The sequence below is a fragment of the Ectopseudomonas alcaliphila genome (genome assembly GCF_900101755.1).
GTDB lineage: Bacteria > Pseudomonadota > Gammaproteobacteria > Pseudomonadales > Pseudomonadaceae > Aquipseudomonas > Aquipseudomonas alcaliphila.
In genome coordinates this window covers 159,866-175,300 of record NZ_FNAE01000001.1, presented here as the reverse complement: position 1 = coordinate 175,300, position 15,435 = coordinate 159,866, and the positions used below count along the sequence as shown (strand labels likewise).

At 62.7% G+C, this 15,435-nt stretch carries 18 protein-coding genes; 9 read left to right on the top strand and 9 right to left on the bottom strand.

Annotated features, from left to right (window positions below):
- Nucleotides 1–3: 3 nt before the first annotated feature.
- From BLR77_RS00825 to BLR77_RS00805, 5 genes are all read right to left on the bottom strand, one after another.
- Nucleotides 4–1,332, bottom strand: coding sequence for a sensor histidine kinase (locus BLR77_RS00825; RefSeq protein WP_074675008.1), 1,329 nt, complete (start codon nucleotides 1,330–1,332; stop codon nucleotides 4–6).
- 64 nt (nucleotides 1,333–1,396) lie between these two features.
- The gene (locus tag BLR77_RS00820) at nucleotides 1,397–1,810 is read right to left on the bottom strand and encodes a Spy/CpxP family protein refolding chaperone (protein ID WP_074675007.1); all 414 of its coding nucleotides are present in this window, start codon (nucleotides 1,808–1,810) and stop codon (nucleotides 1,397–1,399) included.
- A gap of 139 nt (nucleotides 1,811–1,949) precedes the next feature.
- Nucleotides 1,950–2,627: a response regulator transcription factor gene (locus tag BLR77_RS00815; protein WP_074675006.1), complete on the bottom strand. Its 678-nt coding sequence runs from the start codon at nucleotides 2,625–2,627 to the stop codon at nucleotides 1,950–1,952.
- Between the two features lie 3 nt (nucleotides 2,628–2,630).
- Nucleotides 2,631–3,005 (bottom strand): translation initiation factor 2 (IF-2, GTPase), encoded by a 375-nt coding sequence (locus BLR77_RS00810; RefSeq protein ID WP_074675005.1) that lies wholly within the window; start codon nucleotides 3,003–3,005, stop codon nucleotides 2,631–2,633.
- A 41-nt stretch (nucleotides 3,006–3,046) separates the two neighbouring features.
- Entirely contained in the window at nucleotides 3,047–3,346 is a 300-nt protein-coding gene (locus BLR77_RS00805; protein WP_074675004.1) for a YciI family protein, read from the bottom strand.
- A gap of 274 nt (nucleotides 3,347–3,620) precedes the next feature.
- Here BLR77_RS00805 and BLR77_RS00800 point away from each other — a divergent pair, with 274 nt between their 5' ends.
- The 9 genes from BLR77_RS00800 to rluB all read left to right on the top strand — a co-directional run bounded on the left by BLR77_RS00800 (nucleotide 3,621) and on the right by rluB (nucleotide 11,850).
- Nucleotides 3,621–4,487, top strand: a complete 867-nt coding sequence (locus tag BLR77_RS00800) for a PHP domain-containing protein (RefSeq protein WP_074675003.1) — start codon at nucleotides 3,621–3,623, stop codon at nucleotides 4,485–4,487.
- A gap of 13 nt (nucleotides 4,488–4,500) precedes the next feature.
- Nucleotides 4,501–5,127, top strand: a complete 627-nt coding sequence (locus tag BLR77_RS00795) for an L-threonylcarbamoyladenylate synthase (protein WP_074675002.1) — start codon at nucleotides 4,501–4,503, stop codon at nucleotides 5,125–5,127.
- 186 nt (nucleotides 5,128–5,313) lie between these two features.
- Nucleotides 5,314–6,528, top strand: coding sequence for a tryptophan--tRNA ligase (locus tag BLR77_RS00790; protein ID WP_074675001.1), 1,215 nt, complete (start codon nucleotides 5,314–5,316; stop codon nucleotides 6,526–6,528).
- Between the two features lie 14 nt (nucleotides 6,529–6,542).
- Nucleotides 6,543–7,400, top strand: a complete 858-nt coding sequence (locus BLR77_RS00785) for a segregation and condensation protein A (protein WP_074675000.1) — start codon at nucleotides 6,543–6,545, stop codon at nucleotides 7,398–7,400.
- Between the two features lie 41 nt (nucleotides 7,401–7,441).
- The gene (locus BLR77_RS00780; RefSeq protein ID WP_074674999.1) at nucleotides 7,442–8,335 is read left to right on the top strand and encodes a DUF4261 domain-containing protein; all 894 of its coding nucleotides are present in this window, start codon (nucleotides 7,442–7,444) and stop codon (nucleotides 8,333–8,335) included.
- An 80-nt stretch (nucleotides 8,336–8,415) separates the two neighbouring features.
- The gene (gene scpB, locus BLR77_RS00775) at nucleotides 8,416–9,213 is read left to right on the top strand and encodes an SMC-Scp complex subunit ScpB (protein WP_074674998.1); all 798 of its coding nucleotides are present in this window, start codon (nucleotides 8,416–8,418) and stop codon (nucleotides 9,211–9,213) included.
- A 112-nt stretch (nucleotides 9,214–9,325) separates the two neighbouring features.
- The gene (locus BLR77_RS00770) at nucleotides 9,326–10,108 is read left to right on the top strand and encodes an outer membrane protein (RefSeq protein ID WP_162274995.1); all 783 of its coding nucleotides are present in this window, start codon (nucleotides 9,326–9,328) and stop codon (nucleotides 10,106–10,108) included.
- Nucleotides 10,109–10,305: 197 nt separating this feature from the next.
- Nucleotides 10,306–10,488: a DUF1289 domain-containing protein gene (locus BLR77_RS00765; protein ID WP_074674996.1), complete on the top strand. Its 183-nt coding sequence runs from the start codon at nucleotides 10,306–10,308 to the stop codon at nucleotides 10,486–10,488.
- A 204-nt stretch (nucleotides 10,489–10,692) separates the two neighbouring features.
- Nucleotides 10,693–11,850 carry a 23S rRNA pseudouridine(2605) synthase RluB gene (gene rluB / locus BLR77_RS00760; RefSeq protein ID WP_074674995.1) on the top strand — a complete coding sequence of 386 codons (1,158 nt, stop codon included), beginning with the start codon at nucleotides 10,693–10,695 and terminating at the stop codon, nucleotides 11,848–11,850.
- 111 nt (nucleotides 11,851–11,961) lie between these two features.
- On the opposite strand, the gene BLR77_RS00755 is transcribed toward rluB, so the two are convergent.
- The 4 genes from BLR77_RS00755 to ubiG all read right to left on the bottom strand — a co-directional run bounded on the left by BLR77_RS00755 (nucleotide 11,962) and on the right by ubiG (nucleotide 15,316).
- Nucleotides 11,962–12,888, bottom strand: a complete 927-nt coding sequence (locus BLR77_RS00755; RefSeq protein WP_074674994.1) for a GGDEF domain-containing protein — start codon at nucleotides 12,886–12,888, stop codon at nucleotides 11,962–11,964.
- Between the two features lie 242 nt (nucleotides 12,889–13,130).
- Nucleotides 13,131–13,871, bottom strand: coding sequence for a YciK family oxidoreductase (locus BLR77_RS00750; protein WP_074674993.1), 741 nt, complete (start codon nucleotides 13,869–13,871; stop codon nucleotides 13,131–13,133).
- A 75-nt stretch (nucleotides 13,872–13,946) separates the two neighbouring features.
- Nucleotides 13,947–14,618: an N-acetylmuramic acid 6-phosphate phosphatase MupP gene (mupP, locus tag BLR77_RS00745; protein WP_074674992.1), complete on the bottom strand. Its 672-nt coding sequence runs from the start codon at nucleotides 14,616–14,618 to the stop codon at nucleotides 13,947–13,949.
- Entirely contained in the window at nucleotides 14,618–15,316 is a 699-nt protein-coding gene (gene ubiG / locus BLR77_RS00740; protein ID WP_074674991.1) for a bifunctional 2-polyprenyl-6-hydroxyphenol methylase/3-demethylubiquinol 3-O-methyltransferase UbiG, read from the bottom strand. The genes mupP and ubiG overlap by 1 nt, the downstream gene beginning before the upstream one ends.
- Between the last annotated feature and the right edge of the window lie 119 nt (nucleotides 15,317–15,435).

The window sequence follows — 15,435 nt, the reverse complement described above, 5'->3', positions numbered from 1 at the left end:
GATTCAGCTGGTCTGCTGTTTTGCCGGCAGGCGGAGCGTGGCGATGAAACCGCCTTCCGGGTGGTTGTTCAGCAGCAGTTCACCACCATGACGCTGCGCCGCCCGGCGCGCGATGGCCAGGCCGAGGCCATGGCCGGGGCCGCTCTGACCCGGCGCGCGGAAGAAGGGCTTGCCCAACTGCTGCAGGTGTTCATTGGCCACCCCAGGGCCATGGTCGCGCACGCTCAGCGTTACGCTTTGCCCTTGGCTTTGCACGCTGATGAGGACAGGTTGATCCGCTGGGCTGAAGCGCAAAGCATTGCGCAGCAGGTTATCCAGCGCACGCTCCAACATGTCTGGCCAGCCTTCCAGGCGTGCACGTGGGTCGAGATCGATCTGCAGCTGTTGTTGCGGTGCGGTCAGGCGCGCGTCTTCCTGCAGGTTGCCGAGCAGGGCATCCAGGTCGACCGGCTGGGCGGCGCCCGGTTCGGCGTCCAGGCGGGCCAGGGCAAGAATTTCGCTGATCAGCGCTTCCAGTCGATCACACTCCTGACTCAGGCGAGGCCAGAGCTTGTCACGCTCGGCGGCATCGGCGCGCTCTGCCAGGGCCAGTGCAATACGCAGGCGTGCCAGAGGTGAACGCAGTTCGTGGGAGACATCGCGCAGCAGCTGGCGCTGGCTGCCGATCAACCCCTGCAGGCGCTCACCCATGCGATTGAAATCCTTGGCCAGCAGGCCCAGCTCGTCTCGGCGCGTGGCCAGGCGGGCCAGGCTGTTCTGCTGATAGGCGGTTTGGCCAAGGTCATGCACGGCGCCGCGCAGGCGATCCAGTGGGCGGGTGATCGTCAGCGTCAGCATCAGGCTGAACAGTGTCAGTACCACCAGGGCGATGGCGATGGCGCTAAGTGGCCAGAACAGGCTGCCGCGGTGCCAGGCTGCCAGCTCCGGATGCGGGATGCGGTAAATGAACAGATAGCTTTCGCCGCTTTCCGGGCTGGTGTATTCGGCCGTCAGGCGGCGCCAGGGCAGGCGACGGTCATCGCCATGGCGCGCCTCGAAAGCGGCGGCGCGCGACGGAAAGGTGCCTTTGACCAGTTGCTGGCCGCTTTCGCCGAGTACCTGGGTATCGATGCGGTATTGGCGTTTGCGTCGCTCGAGAAAGTCCTGGGCGGCTGCCGGTCCCTGCTGTTCATAGTGCTTGACCCACTTGCTATCGAGATCGCCAAGGCCCGGGTGCAGGCTCAGAATCCAGGCGTCCTGATTCAGGGCGCGGCCGAGCAGCAACGACAGACCGGCCACCAGTGCGATGCCCAGCCAGAAAGTCGCCAGAATCCGCCAGAACAGTGAACGCACGGTGATTCCTCATGCAAAAGCCGCCGGGCTCAGGGAGCGCGGCGGCGGGTCTAGGGGGTGTCGATCAGTTGGTTTTGCTGTCCTTCTCGGCCTTCCAGGCCTTGAATTCGGCCATTTCCGCGCGGCGAGCTTCCATTTTCTTCTGGTGTTCGTCGAAGGCTTTCTGCTGCTCGGGGTTGAGCAGGTCACGCAGGGCCTTGTGCTGGTCGGCGCGGGCCTTGTCCAGCTCCTTCTTCATGGCCTGCTTCTCGGCTTCCGGCAACTTGTCCAGGTAGCGCTTGGTGATGTCGCGATGGGCCTTCATCTGCTCGCCCATCAGTTTGCGAAACTCCTGGCGCTGTTCCTTGCTCAGGTTCAGCTCCTTGAACATGCCGTGGCTGCGGTCATGGTGGCGAGGGCCGCCGTCTTGCATAGGCATGGCGAAGGCCAGGGTCGGCAGGGCAGCGGCGAGCAGTAGGGCGGTGAGGGTCTTGCGCATGGTGATTCTCCTTGTCTCGAAACCGGTAACGACCGGATGGGCTCAGTATGCGGCGGTCAAGGTCAAGGGCAGTCAGGCGTGGGTAAAGCTTGGGTAAAGGCGGTGTTGCAGGCTATTTACCTAGCGCCGGCAAAAGCGCTTACAGCGCGTAGTAATAGCCGCGGCTGCGCAGGGCGAGAATGCGAGGGCGGCCGTCCGGGTGCGGTCCGAGCTTCTTGCGCAGGTTGCTGACGTGCATGTCCAGGCTGCGGTCGTACAGGGTCAATTTGCGGCCCAGGGCGAGTTGCGCCAATGCCTGTTTGTCCACCGGCTCACCCGGTTGGCGCAGCAGGGCTTCGAGCAGGCGGCTTTCGGAAAGCGTCAGGGGGACGTCATGCTCGCCAATGCTGACCACTCCGCGGTTGGGGCTGAAGTTGAGGTCGCCCAGTTCCAGCTGGCTGCTGGCCGGGGCCGGTGCGGTGCGGCGCAGCACGGCACGCAGGCGTGCGGTCAGCTCGCGCGGGTCGCAGGGTTTGGCCAGGTAATCATCGGCGCCCAGCTCCAGGCCGAGGATGCGATCCAGCGGTTCGCCGCGGGCGGAGAGCATCAGTACCGGCAGGTCCGGATGCTCACCTCGTAGTTGCTTGAGCAACTCCAGGCCGCTGCCGTCCGGCAGCATTACATCCAGCACCACGGCGTCGGGCGCCTGTGCGGCGAGTGCCTGACGGGCACCGCCGGCCTCATGGCAAGCGGTCACCTGAAAGCCCTCCTGGGTCAGCCAGCTGGCCAGCAGCTCGCAGAGTTCCTGGTCGTCATCGATCAGCAGCAGTCGGCTCATGGCTCAATTGATCCATTCGCGACGGGTCTTGCGAGAACCACGCAGCAGGGCGCCGAACACCATCGAGATCAGACTCAGGGCGGCGCCAAGGGCGAACCAGGTCTGTTCCTCGCTGAGTAGCCGGGGTTGAGCCTGCGCCTGGCTTTCCTTGAGCTGCAAGCGCAGGCGCTGATTTTCCTGGCGCAGGCGTTGTAGCTGTACGGCGCTGCTCGCTTGCTGCTCGTTGCGCAGTTGCTCGCTTTGCGCCAGGCGCTGCTCCAGCGCCTGACTGTTGGTCGCGGCTGCAGGGGCGGACGGCTGAGCGGGTTCTTCTTCTGCCTGTACCAAAGCACAAGCCAGCATCACGGTGACCAGCAGGGACAGCGGGATCGAGCGCATCGCGATTCCTTGTGTGCGAAAGCAGCGTGGGTGGCGTTTCGTCAGGGCAGCACTTTCTTGAAGGGTTTGACCAACACGCTGGCATACACGCCGGCTGCGCGGTACGGGTCGGCGTCGGCCCACTGCTGGGCAGCTTCCAGGGAATCGAACTCGGCAACCACCAGGCTGCCGCTGAAGCCCGCCGGGCCCGGATCATTGCTGTCGATGGCCGGGTGTGGGCCGGCCAGCAGCAGGCGGCCTTCGTGCTTCAGCTGCTCCAGACGAGCGAGGTGAGCGGGGCGGGTGGCCAGGCGATTTTCCAGGGAGTTTTCGACGTCGGTGGCGATGATGGCGTAGAGCATCTCAGTCCTTATCTAGGGTCGAAGCGGGGGGATGAAGTATTTGCGCCACACGGCGACTGCCTAGCAGGCTGTTGAAAAACTACCTACGTTGCCATTGCTGCGTTAAAAACAGGCTCAAAATGCTCATTTACAACTCGTAAACTCCGCTTTTTCGCCTGTTTTTGTGGGGCCGCCATCGGTATTGCACTGGCTGCCTCGCCTACGTTTTTCAACGGCCTGCTTGGCGCTAATGTGGGGCATAATAACAAACATCAATCTCAACGAAAGCGCCGCCATGATTGTCGATCTGCACTGCCACAGCACCGCCTCCGATGGCGCCCTGGCGCCCGCCGTACTGGTGGCCAGGGCGCACGAACGTGGCGTTCGGCTGCTGGCGTTGACCGATCATGACACGCTGGAAGGCCTCGATGAAGCACGCCGCGCAGCGACGGCTCTGGATATGCAGCTGATCAATGGCATCGAGCTGTCCTGCACCTGGGGTGGAGCGACCATCCACGTATTGGGTTATGCCTTCGAGCGCGAGGCGCCGGCGCTGTGTGCGGCCATCGAGGCCCTGCACCATGGGCGCTGGCAGCGTGCGCAAGAGATCGACCGACGTCTGGCGGCCAAAGGTATGCCTGGCGCTCTGGAGGGCGCGCGGGCGGTTCAGCAGGCACTGGGCGACAGTGGCAACGCGCCGGCCCGACCGCATTTCGCCGAATTTCTGGTGCGCGCTGGTCACGTGCGCGATCGCGCCGAGGCGTTTCGCAAATGGTTGGGCTCGGGCAAGCTGGGTGACGTCAAGCAGCATTGGCCTATGCTGGAAGAAACTGTCGCCACCTTGCGCTCAGCCAGCGCCTGGATCAGTCTTGCGCATCCGTGGCAGTACGACTTCACTCGCAGTAAGCGTCGACGTCTGGTGGCCGACTTCGCGGCAGCCGGTGGCCATGCCCTGGAAGTGGTCAATGGCATGCAGCCCGCCGAGCAAGTCGGTGGTTTGGCCATTCTGGCGCGCGAGTTTGGTTTGATGGCCAGTGTCGGCAGCGATTTTCATGCGCCTGGCGACTGGTCTGAGTTGGGCATGTACCGCCCGTTGCCTGATGACCTGACTGCGCTCTGGGAGCGCTTCGAACATGCACAGCCATCCGCTGTCACTTCATGAGCTGGGAGCAAGTGTGAGTCAATTTTTCCAGGTTCACCCGGAAAACCCACAGGCACGCCTGATAAAACAGGCCGTGGAAATCATTCGTGGCGGCGGCGTGGTGGTCTATCCGACCGACTCCTCCTATGCGCTGGGCTGCATGATCGGTGACAAGAATGCGGTAGAGCGCATTCGTCGCCTGCGGCAGCTGGACGACAAGCACAACTTCACCCTGGTCTGCCGGGATCTTTCGCAGATCGGCCTGTTCGCCAAGGTCGACACGGCGGCCTTCCGTCTGTTGAAGAATCACACCCCGGGCCCTTACACCTTCATCCTCAACGCCACCCGCGAAGTGCCGCGCATGTTGCTGCACCCCAAGCGTCGCACCATCGGCATTCGCGTGCCCAGCCACCCGATTGCCCTGGCGTTGCTGGAGCAGTTGGGCGAGCCGCTCATGAGCGTCAGTCTGATCATGCCGGACGACGAGCTGCCGATGTCCGACCCCTACGAAATGCGCCAGATTCTCGAGCACCATGTCGACCTGATCATAGACGGCGGTTTTGGCGGGCTGGAGGCGTCCACCGTGGTCAATCTTGCTGACGACAGCCCGGAAGTTCTGCGCGTTGGCTGCGGCGACCCGACGCCGTTCGACGATCTTTGAGGTAACACCGAAAAAAGCCGTCATGCCCACGCAGGCGGGCATCCGGACCCTTCGAATGACCTGGACTCCCGCTTCGCGGGAGTGACGATAAATCGCTTTTTCAGAACAACCCTGACGCCGGCTTTTCCGTTGTGGGCGCAGCTACCCTATACTCCTTGGCCTTGTCTGGATTTTGGATAGAACGGTTTGAGCCTTAACGACTCCGAGCGTCGGGTGCTGTCAGGGATGCGTCCGAGCGGTCGTCTTCACCTCGGGCACTACCACGGTGTACTGAAAAACTGGGTCAAGTTGCAGCACGAGTACGACTGCTTCTTCTGCATCGTCGACTGGCATGCCCTGACCACCGAATACGCCGATACCGGCCAGCTTTCCCAGCACGTCATGGATATGGCGGTGGATTGGCTGGCTACAGGCGTAAGCCCCAGCTCCGCAACGCTGTTCGTGCAGTCGCAGGTGCCGGAACATGCCGAGCTGCATCTGCTGCTGTCGATGATCTGCCCGCTCAGCTGGCTCGAGCGCGTGCCGTCGTATAAGGAGCAGCAGGAGCATCAGGGTGGCAAGGACCTCTCCACCTACGGTTTTCTCGGCTATCCGCTGCTGCAGGCTGCAGACATCCTTCTGTACCGGGCCGGACAGGTGCCAGTCGGCGCTGATCAGCTTCCGCACATCGAATTTGCCCGTGAAGTGGCGCGCCGCTTCAACCACCTGTACGGCAGCGAGCCGGATTTCGAGCTGAAGGCCGAAGCGGCCATCGGCAAGCTGGGCAAGAAGGTGGGCAAGCTCTACAGCAACCTGCGCAAGGCCTATCAGGAGCAGGGAGATGCCCAGGCGCTGGAGACGGCGCGGGCCTTGCTCAAGGAACAGACCAGCATCACCCTCGGCGATCAGGAGCGCCTGTACGGCTATCTGGAAGGCGGCGGCAAGGTGATTCTGAGCGAGCCGCAGCCGATTCTTGCCGAGTTTTCGCGGGTGCCTGGCCTGGATGGCCAGAAGATGGCCAAGTCCAGCGGCAACGCGATATTCCTGCGCGACAGCGATGCCGAGCTCGAAGAAAAACTGCGTCGCATGCCCACCGATCCGGCACGCGTACACCGTGACGATCCGGGTGAGCCGCAGCGTTGCCCGGTCTGGTCGCTGCATCAGTTGCATTCCAGTGCCGAGCAACTGCATTGGGTGATCGAGGGCTGCCGTAGCGCCTCGATTGGTTGCCTCGACTGCAAGAGCGCACTGTGCTCGTCCTTGCAGGCTGAGCTGACGCCCCTGCAGCAGCGGGCCGTCGACTATGAGGAAAACCCCGACCTGGTGCGCAGCATCCTCGCCGAAGGCGCCGAGCGCGCGCGTGACGAAGCGCGCGAAACCCTGGCCGAAGTACGCATGGCCATGGGCCTGAATTATCGTTGAAGGAGCGCCAGTCGATGAGTGAGCCCGCCACGCCAACGGTGGACAGCCAGGCCGGCGCCCAGCAGGAGCTGCCGTTCGCCCTGGTTTATGGCGAGGCGGTCACCGAGCTGCCGCTGGATCTTTACATTCCCCCGGATGCCCTGGAAGTCTTCCTCGAAGCCTTCGAGGGGCCGCTGGACCTGCTGCTGTATCTGATTCGTAAGCAGAACATCGACATCCTCGATATTCCCGTTGCCGAGATCACCAAGCAGTACATGGGCTATGTCGAACTCATGCATACGGTGCGTCTGGAGTTGGCCGCCGAATACCTGGTCATGGCCGCCATGCTCGCCGAGATCAAGTCGCGCATGCTGCTGCCGCGCTCGTCCGAGGCCGAGGAGGAAGAAGACGACCCGCGTGCCGAGCTGATCCGCCGTCTGCAGGAGTACGAGCGCTTCAAGGCCGCTGCCGAAGGTATCGACGAACTGCCGCGCGTTGGTCGCGATGTGACCGTCCCAAAACTGGATGCTCCCGAAGCCCGGGCGCGCAAGCTGTTGCCGGATGTCAGTCTGGAAGAGGTGCTGCTGTCGATGGCCGAGGTGCTGCGTCGCGCCGACATGTTCGAAAGCCACCAGGTTACCCGCGAGGCACTGTCCACCCGCGAGCGCATGAGTGAAGTGCTGGAGCGCCTCAAGGGTGGGGCGTTCGTGCCTTTCGTCGAGTTGTTCGCCGCTGAAGAAGGCCGGCTAGGCGTGGTGGTGACCTTCATGGCAATTCTCGAGTTGATCAAGGAATCGCTGGTCGAACTGGTGCAGAATGCGCCGTTTGCCGCCATCCATGTTCGAGCTCGTATCGAGCAGGAAGTGGAGGAGTCGCAACCGTCTCCACAATAGGGTGAGCAGTCTCTGGGAGCATTTTTTAAAGGGAGTTTCAGGTGAGTATTTTTTCGCGTTTCTTCGGTCGCAAGGACGACGACACGGCAGAGCTGACCGGTTTGGTCGCCAATCCCGAGTGCGAGGGGCGAGTGAGCCTGCAGGTGTTGTTCCCCGCTGCGCTGCAGGTGACCCAGGATGGGCTGATCAGTGCCTTGCGGGCCTATCACCCGGAAATGGCCGAGGCGAGTTGCGAGGTCTCCGACGAGGTCGAGCAGTTCTTCGCGCTGGCAGGATGGGGCGCTCACGTGGTTCGGCTGGTGGGCTTCGATGCGCCCTTTCCGGCGGAGTCGGTCGAGGCCTGCGTCGCTCCGGCGCATTACCCGCAAGCACTCAAGGACGAAGTGCGCGCGAACGCCAGCCATATCCTGCTGTATTACGCGGGCCACGACAGCGACCCGCTGGAGCAATACGTGGTGCTGGCGGCGGTGGCCGGTGCACTGGCGCAATTCGGCGCCATCGCCGTGCTCAACGAAAGTGGCAGAACATCCTTGCCAGCGGCGATCTTCAATGACCCGGGGCTGGTGCGAGAAAGTCTGGAGGTGTTGCGTAACCTGCCGCTGACCGCGCTGTACTGTGGCTTCGTCAAATACGACGTCGAGGGCGTGCAGGGCACCTGGATGCGCACCTATGGCGGCGGCGTGTTCGGTATCCCCGACCTGGCCGTGCTGGCTGAAGGGCATCATGAGGGCGAGCGTTACTCGGAGCTGTTCGACCAGGTGATGAGCTACCTGCTGCAGAGCGGTGCGCAGATGGCGCCCGGACACACCATGCAGATCGGCGAGACGGCTTTCATGCGCCTGCGTGCGCCGCTGGCCGAGGAGTATTTCCTCGATGGACCGGACCAGTTGCTGGTTGCGGAGATCATCGAGGGGCACGAGATCAATCAGGCCTGAAGCGGCTTTAGGCATTTGCTAGACTGCAAGGCCGCGTCCAATGCGGCCCTTTCCATTCATTGCTCCAGGTTTGCCAGACGATGACGCTGTCCGATCCGCATCAGCTTGCCACCGTGCTCGAAGGCCTGCTCCTGGCGTCGGGCAAGCCTATGTCCCTGGAACGCCTGTGCGAGCTGTTCGAGGAGGCCGAGCGCCCTGACATCGGTGTCTTTCGTGATGCGCTGAGCATCCTGGCGCGCTCTTGCGAGGGCCGCGCCTTCGAGCTGAAGGAGGTGGCCTCGGGCTACCGCCTGCAGGTACGCGAGCGCTTCGCGCCCTGGGTTGGCAGGCTATGGGAAGAGCGCCCGCAGCGTTATTCCCGTGCGCTGCTGGAAACCCTTGCGCTGATCGCCTACCGCCAGCCGATCACGCGTGGCGAGATCGAGGACGTGCGCGGCGTGGCGGTCAACAGCAACATCACCAAGACCCTGCTCGAGCGTGAATGGATTCGCGTGGTGGGCTATCGCGACGTGCCGGGACGCCCGGCGATGTTCGCCACCACCAAAGGCTTTCTCGATCATTTCAACCTGAAGAGCCTCGACGAACTGCCGCCCTTGGCCGCCCTGCGTGAGTTGGAACCGGAGCCCGAGTTGGCGCTGGATGACGATGCCGAGGTGCCGGCAGGCCTGCAGGCGCGTGCCGACCTGGCCTTGCAGGAAGACGGCGAAGCTGCCGAACCTCGCGAAGAAACCAGCTTCCGCAGCCTGCTGGCCGAGCTGGACGACATGGAACAAGGGCTCAAGACCGATTTCGATGATCTGCGCCTGGCCGACGATGCCGACGATGAGCAGGACGAGGCGCATGTCGTCGATCAGGATGCCGACGAGTCATTGCATTGAGTGCGGCGGGATAGATTGCCTTTGGCATGGTGGTGTCGATTGCTACAACGACTGCTGTTTGTAATCGACGTCTCTTTCGGCGGTATCCAATAACAATGATAGGGAGATGGAAATGCGCACATTCACTGTTGGGGCTTTGGGTATTTTTGGCCTGATCAGCGTCGCAACCTGCGCCCAGGCCCAAACAGGCGCTGTGCGCGATTGGTCCGGCGCTTATTTGGGTGGCAGCGTCGGGGTGGTGGAGAGTCGTGCAACTACCGATGCCTCTACAGCAGATGGTTTCCCAGGCTCCTACTTCACGCCGCCAGATCCTCAGCAGATTGCCGGGGAGGCCGACGGCTCTCTTTCCCACTCAAGTCTTTCCGGTGGGATATTCGGTGGTTTTGGACGGCAGTTCGGCAACCTGTATCTGGGACTCGAAGCCAGTGCCAATACGCTAGGTTTCGACGAAACGCGTACTTCTGGTGCGGTCTATCTCTCAAATGCAGCGGGGGCGTTCACTCAGGAGTTGTCCGTGAAGGCTGATTGGCAGGCGACGATGCGTGCCCGTCTGGGCTGGGCGCAGGACCGTTGGCTGGTGTATCTGACAGGCGGTGCTGCAGTCGCCCGGATTCAGCTGGATGCAGCGTTCAGTGACGATTTTCTCGGAGTAGGTGCTAGGGGTGGCAATTCTACCAAGGAGACCAAACTGGGCTGGATTGTCGGCTTGGGTGGTGAGTATGCGTTGAACGAAAATTGGTCGATCAGAGGGGATTATCTATATGCCGACTACGGCAAGGTGGATACCTCTTACACCGTAACCAACCCTGTCTTCCCTGTATTCGCCAATACGTTGAAGAGTTCTGCGCAATTCAAGACTCAGACATTGTCGATTGGCATGTCCTATCGGTTCTGATTGCTTGGAGCTGTTGGCAGTGAGCGTTGGATGGAGCAGAAAAGCGTGTGACCTTTCGCTTTCATGCTTCAGATAGAAGGACGTGCTGCGTGCGGTTTGCCTCTTTAAATCGGGGTCATGGAATTCCTCAATCCCGCCTGGGAGGCTGTTGTCTTTATCCTTGCCTGCATTCGATCCCATTTGCGCAAGGTGCCGTCATGAGCAAGAGCCCCTGTATCAAGGTCTGCGAGTTCGAGCGCGATATCTGCCTGGGCTGCGGTCGTAGCCGTGAGGAAATCAAAGGCTGGAAACGCCTGGACAAGGGCGAGCGCCTGGCGCTGTTGGCCGAGGCCGATATGCGGTTGCTGGCGCTGGAGGCGACCGGAAGGCGCAAGTATTGACCGCCCATCCGTGTAGGAGCCGCGCCTCGCGGCGAATGGTGGGGGCGTCGATTATGCGCAAAAGCTTCGCCCTGGGGCGGGGCTCCTACACTTCAGTGTCGTGTTCTTGGTTCGACCGCCGCAGCATCGTCTACCCTATGGGCTCTACAGCGCGTATGATGCGCGCCCTTCGATCATCAACTATTACACCGGGAGGTGCCCAAGATGACTGAGCACGAACAACCGCGTCCTGCAGGCGAGAAACTGCAGAAAGTCCTGGCCCGCCTCGGGCTGGCTTCGCGTCGCGAGATCGAGACCTGGATCGCCGAGGGTAGGGTCAAGGTCAACGGCGCTGCGGCGACCCTGGGGCAGCGTGTCGACGCCAACGACGCCATCGCCCTCGACGGTCGCTTGCTCAAGCGCGAAGAAATCACCGGTTCGGTGCGTCGCGTGCTGATCTACAACAAGCCGGATGGCGAGATCTGCACCCGTGATGACCCGGAAGGCCGCCCCACCGTATTCGATCGTCTGCCGCGTCCGAAAGAGGGCCGCTGGATCAATATCGGTCGCCTCGATATCAACACCACCGGTCTGCTGCTGTTCACCACCGACGGTGAGTTGGCCAACCGCCTGATGCACCCGTCCTATCAGATGGACCGCGAATACGCGGTGCGTGTGCGGGGTGAGGTCACCGAGGAAATGCTGGAGAACCTCAAGAACGGTGTGATGCTCGAGGATGGTCCGGCCAAGTTCACCGACATCAAGGAAGCGCCCGGCGGTGAGGGCTTCAACCACTGGTACCACTGCGTGGTGATGGAGGGGCGTAACCGCGAAGTGCGTCGCCTGTGGGAGTCCCAGGGGCTGGTTGTCAGCCGCCTGAAGCGTGTGCGCTTCGGACCGGTGTTCCTCACCTCCGAGTTGACCATGGGCCGCTGGCGCGAAATGGATCAGCGTGAAGTGGACATTCTCAGCGCCGAAGTGGGCCTGACTCCGCAGGCGCTGCCAGCGATGAAGGAAAAGACCCGCGAGAAACTCGACCGCCTGCAGCGCAAGTCGGCCAAGCCGGTGGAGGTGCGCGGCAAGCGTGTGCTGCGCCCGGCGAAGGACCAGGCAGGCGCAGAAAATGCTCGCCCGAGCCGTGCGCCGCGCCGTGAGGATGGCGAGCAGCGCGCGCCGCGTGGCCCGCGTAAAGACAGTGGTGAGCGTCGTGAAAACGGTCGCGGCACGCCGGTTGCGGAGCGTCCGAGCGATGTGAAGAAGCGTCAGCCACGTCCGGCCGTCGAGTTGTCCGAGCGTCCGGCGCGCAAGCCGCGCCCGGCAACGCCAGGCAAGCGCCCGCCAGCCGGCGATGGTCAGCGCCCCGGTTTCGGCCGCAAGCGCTGATAAACGAAAAAGGGACTCTGCGGAGTCCCTTTTTTCATTCTGGCCCGGACATGACCTGAGCCATATCTTGAGCGCGTCCCGGATTTCATCCGGGCTACGCAGAGCAGCCTCTCAGCCGGCCATGGACAGCCGATTGCGGCCTTCGCGTTTGGCCACGTAGAGCGCGTTATCGGCACGGCGCAGCAGGCTTTCGGCGGACTCGCCCGGCAGCAGGCTGGAACAGCCCAGGCTGATGGAAACGTCGATGGGACGACCGGCATCCAGGCATTGCAGTTCCATCACCGCAAAGCGCAAGCGCTCGCCCACCAGCGCCGCGCCCTCGCGGTTGGTGCCGGAGAGAATCACCAGAAACTCCTCGCCACCGTAGCGAAAGACCATATCGATGTTGCGCAACTGGTTCTTCAGGGTCTGGGCGACCGCTTTCAGCACTTCGTCGCCAAGCGTGTGGCCATGGTTGTCGTTGATGCTCTTGAAGTGATCGATGTCGAGCATCAGCAGTGACAGCGGTTGCAGGTTGCGGCGGGCCAGATCCACCTCGCGCTGCAGTACCTGGTCCATGGCGATGCGATTGCCGGTGTCGGTCAGTGGGTCACGCAGCGCACTTTGCAGTGCCGTGCGGTAGAGCAGGGCATTGCGCAGCGGGAACAGCAGGCTGGCCAGCAGCGACTCCAGCTGGTTCAGTTCGTCTTCGGCAAAGCGCTGCTTGCGACGGAAAATCAGCTCGCCCAGGTATTGCCCCTCATGGCTCAGGCGATAGCCGGCCGAGTGTGGAGCGCGTTCGCCCAGCTCGAGGCGCAGGTCGTGCGACGGGTGCTGGAAGGCCAGCGCATCGAGCGGCACCAGACGCTGCACTTCGCGAAAGAACAGATTGAGGATTCGTTCCACGTCCAGGCTGGTCTGCAGTTGCAGGCTTAATTGGTGACGCAGCTCTACCAGGCTGGCGGGCTTTACCGGCAGGTTGCGACTGCCGGTAAAGCCGAGACGCTGCAGCTTGGCGGCATCGAAATCGATGGTATTGGACTGGCTGGGGGGGACCATGGAGCTGAACCTCGGGCGCGAAGGTGCGACGAGAGGGTTAGAGCGAATTTCGTGCCAGGTGGTTCAAGTGAGCTTAAAGTCTTGTGAAGTCAGTCACTTAGATGTTTTTTTAAAACGCGGATCGGCAAGGGGTTGCCGGTTGCCTGACGGAGATACTGGCAATGTGCTGCCGTTTGGCAAGGGGAGTGGCGGATTCTTGTCGTGCCATGGCCCGCTGACTGACGGCGGGCCATGGCAGGTCATCACTGAGCGTCGAACGCCTGGCCGTTGACGCCCTTGCTGTCCGGGCCCATCAGATAGAGGTAGAGCGGCATGATCTCGTCCGGCAGCGGGCGGGTCGCAGGGTTTTCCCCCGGATAGGCCTGGGCGCGCATAGCGGTACGGGTCGCGCCCGGGTTGATGCTGTTGGCGCGTACGTTGGCGATACCGTCCAGTTCGTCCGCCATGACCTGCATCAGGCCCTCGGTGGCGAATTTCGATACCGCGTAGGCGCCCCAGTAGGCACGACCCTTGCGGCCGACGCTGCTGGAGGTGAAGGCGACGGAGGCGTCCTGCGACAGTTTGAGCAGCGGCAGCAGGGTGCTGCTGAGCATGAACATGGCGTTGACGTTGACGTGCATCACGCGCATGAAGTTGTCCCCGGAGAGCTGCTCCAGCGGCGTGCGCGGGCCGAGGATCGAGGCATTGTGCAGCAGGCCATCGAGGCGGCCGAACTCGTTCTCGATCATCACCGCCAGTTCGTCGTACTGGTGCGGCAGGGCGGTTTCCAGGTTGAAGGGGATCACCACCGGCTGTGGATGACCGGCGGCCTCGATCTCGTCATAAACCTGGCTCAGGTTGGCCTCGGTCTTGCCCAGCAGCAGCACCGTGGCGCCATGGGCGGCGAAGCTCTTGGCGGCAGCTGCGCCGATACCGCGGCCGGCACCGGTGATCAGGATGACACGATCCTTGAGCAGGTCTGGGCGGGCGGTGTAGTCGAACATGTGGTGATCCTTCGGAGAACTCTTGAGGGTAGGGCGGGTGAAACCCGCCGAATTGGAGAATGGCGGTCTGCTCGATCAGCAACTGCACAGGGCGCGATCGAGCACCGCACGCAGTTCCTGGGGGTGGTCCACGACCACGTCGGCGCCCCAGTTGCGTGGGTTGTCCTCGGGGTGGATATAGCCGTAGGTCACCGCTGCCGTGCGGCAGCCGGCAGCGCGGCCCGATTCGATGTCGCGCGCGTCGTCGCCGATGAACAGCACTTCCTCGGGTTTGACGCCCATCTGCTGGCAGGCGAGCAGCAGCATGTCCGGCGCGGGCTTGCTGTGCTCGACATGGTCGGGGCAGACCAGCACTGCCGAGCGCGCGGCCAGATTCAGGCCTTGCATGATCGGCTCGGCGTAACGCGCCGGCTTGTTGGTGGCGACGCCCCACAGCAGGCGAGCCTGCTCGATGTCGTCGAGCAGGGCTTCGATGCCGTCGAACGGGCGGGTGAGGACTGCGCAGTGCTGCTGGTAGCGCTCCAGGAACTCCTGGCGCAGGGCTTCGAACGCGACCGAGTCCGGGTCTTCATCGAAGGCGCAGGCGACCATGGCGCGTGCGCCGCCGGATACCTGGTCACGAATGGCTTTGTCTGCCAGTGGCGGCAGGCCGCGGGCGGCGCGCATGGCCTGGGTGATGGCGATGAAGTCCGGCGCCGAGTCGAGCAGGGTGCCGTCCATGTCGAACAGTACAGCGCGCAAACGCATCAGCCTTTCCTCAGCGTCTGGATCATGTAGTTGACGTCGACGTCGGCTTCCAGCTTGTAGTGCTTGGTCAGCGGGTTGTAGGTCAGGCCGATGATGTCCTTGACCTCCAGCCCGGCTGCGCGGCTCCAGGCGCCCAGTTCGGAGGGGCGGATGAACTTCTTGAAGTCATGGGTCCCGCGCGGCAGCAGGCGCAGGATGTATTCGGCGCCGATCACCGCGAACAGGTAGGCCTTGGGGTTGCGGTTGATGGTGGAGAAGAACACCTGGCCGCCCGGCTTGACCAGCTTGTGGCAGGCGCGGATGACCGAAGACGGATCGGGCACGTGCTCGAGCATCTCCAGGCAGGTGACCACGTCGAACTGTTCCGGCATTTCTTCGGCCAGCGCTTCGGCGGTGATCTGCCGGTAGTCGACTTCGACGCCGGACTCCAACTGGTGCAGTTGGGCGACCGAAAGCGGCGCTTCGCCCATGTCGATGCCCATTACCGTTGCGCCGCGTTGGGCCATGGCTTCACTGAGGATGCCGCCGCCACAACCGACGTCCAGTACGCGCTTGCCGGCCAGACCGACGCGCTCGTCGATCCAGTTGACTCGCAGCGGGTTGATGTCGTGCAGAGGTTTGAACTCGCTTTCGCGGTCCCACCAGCGGTGTGCCAGGGCCTCGAATTTGGCGATTTCGGCGCGGTCGACGTTGCTCATAAGCATCTCTATTCAAAGCAGGGAAAGCGTATCGCCGCTATGTTGCCAGTTTAATAACGGGCGTGGGGCGGCGTGGATTCGTTCAATGTATGTCAGTTTGTCGCAGTCGTTCCGTGAGC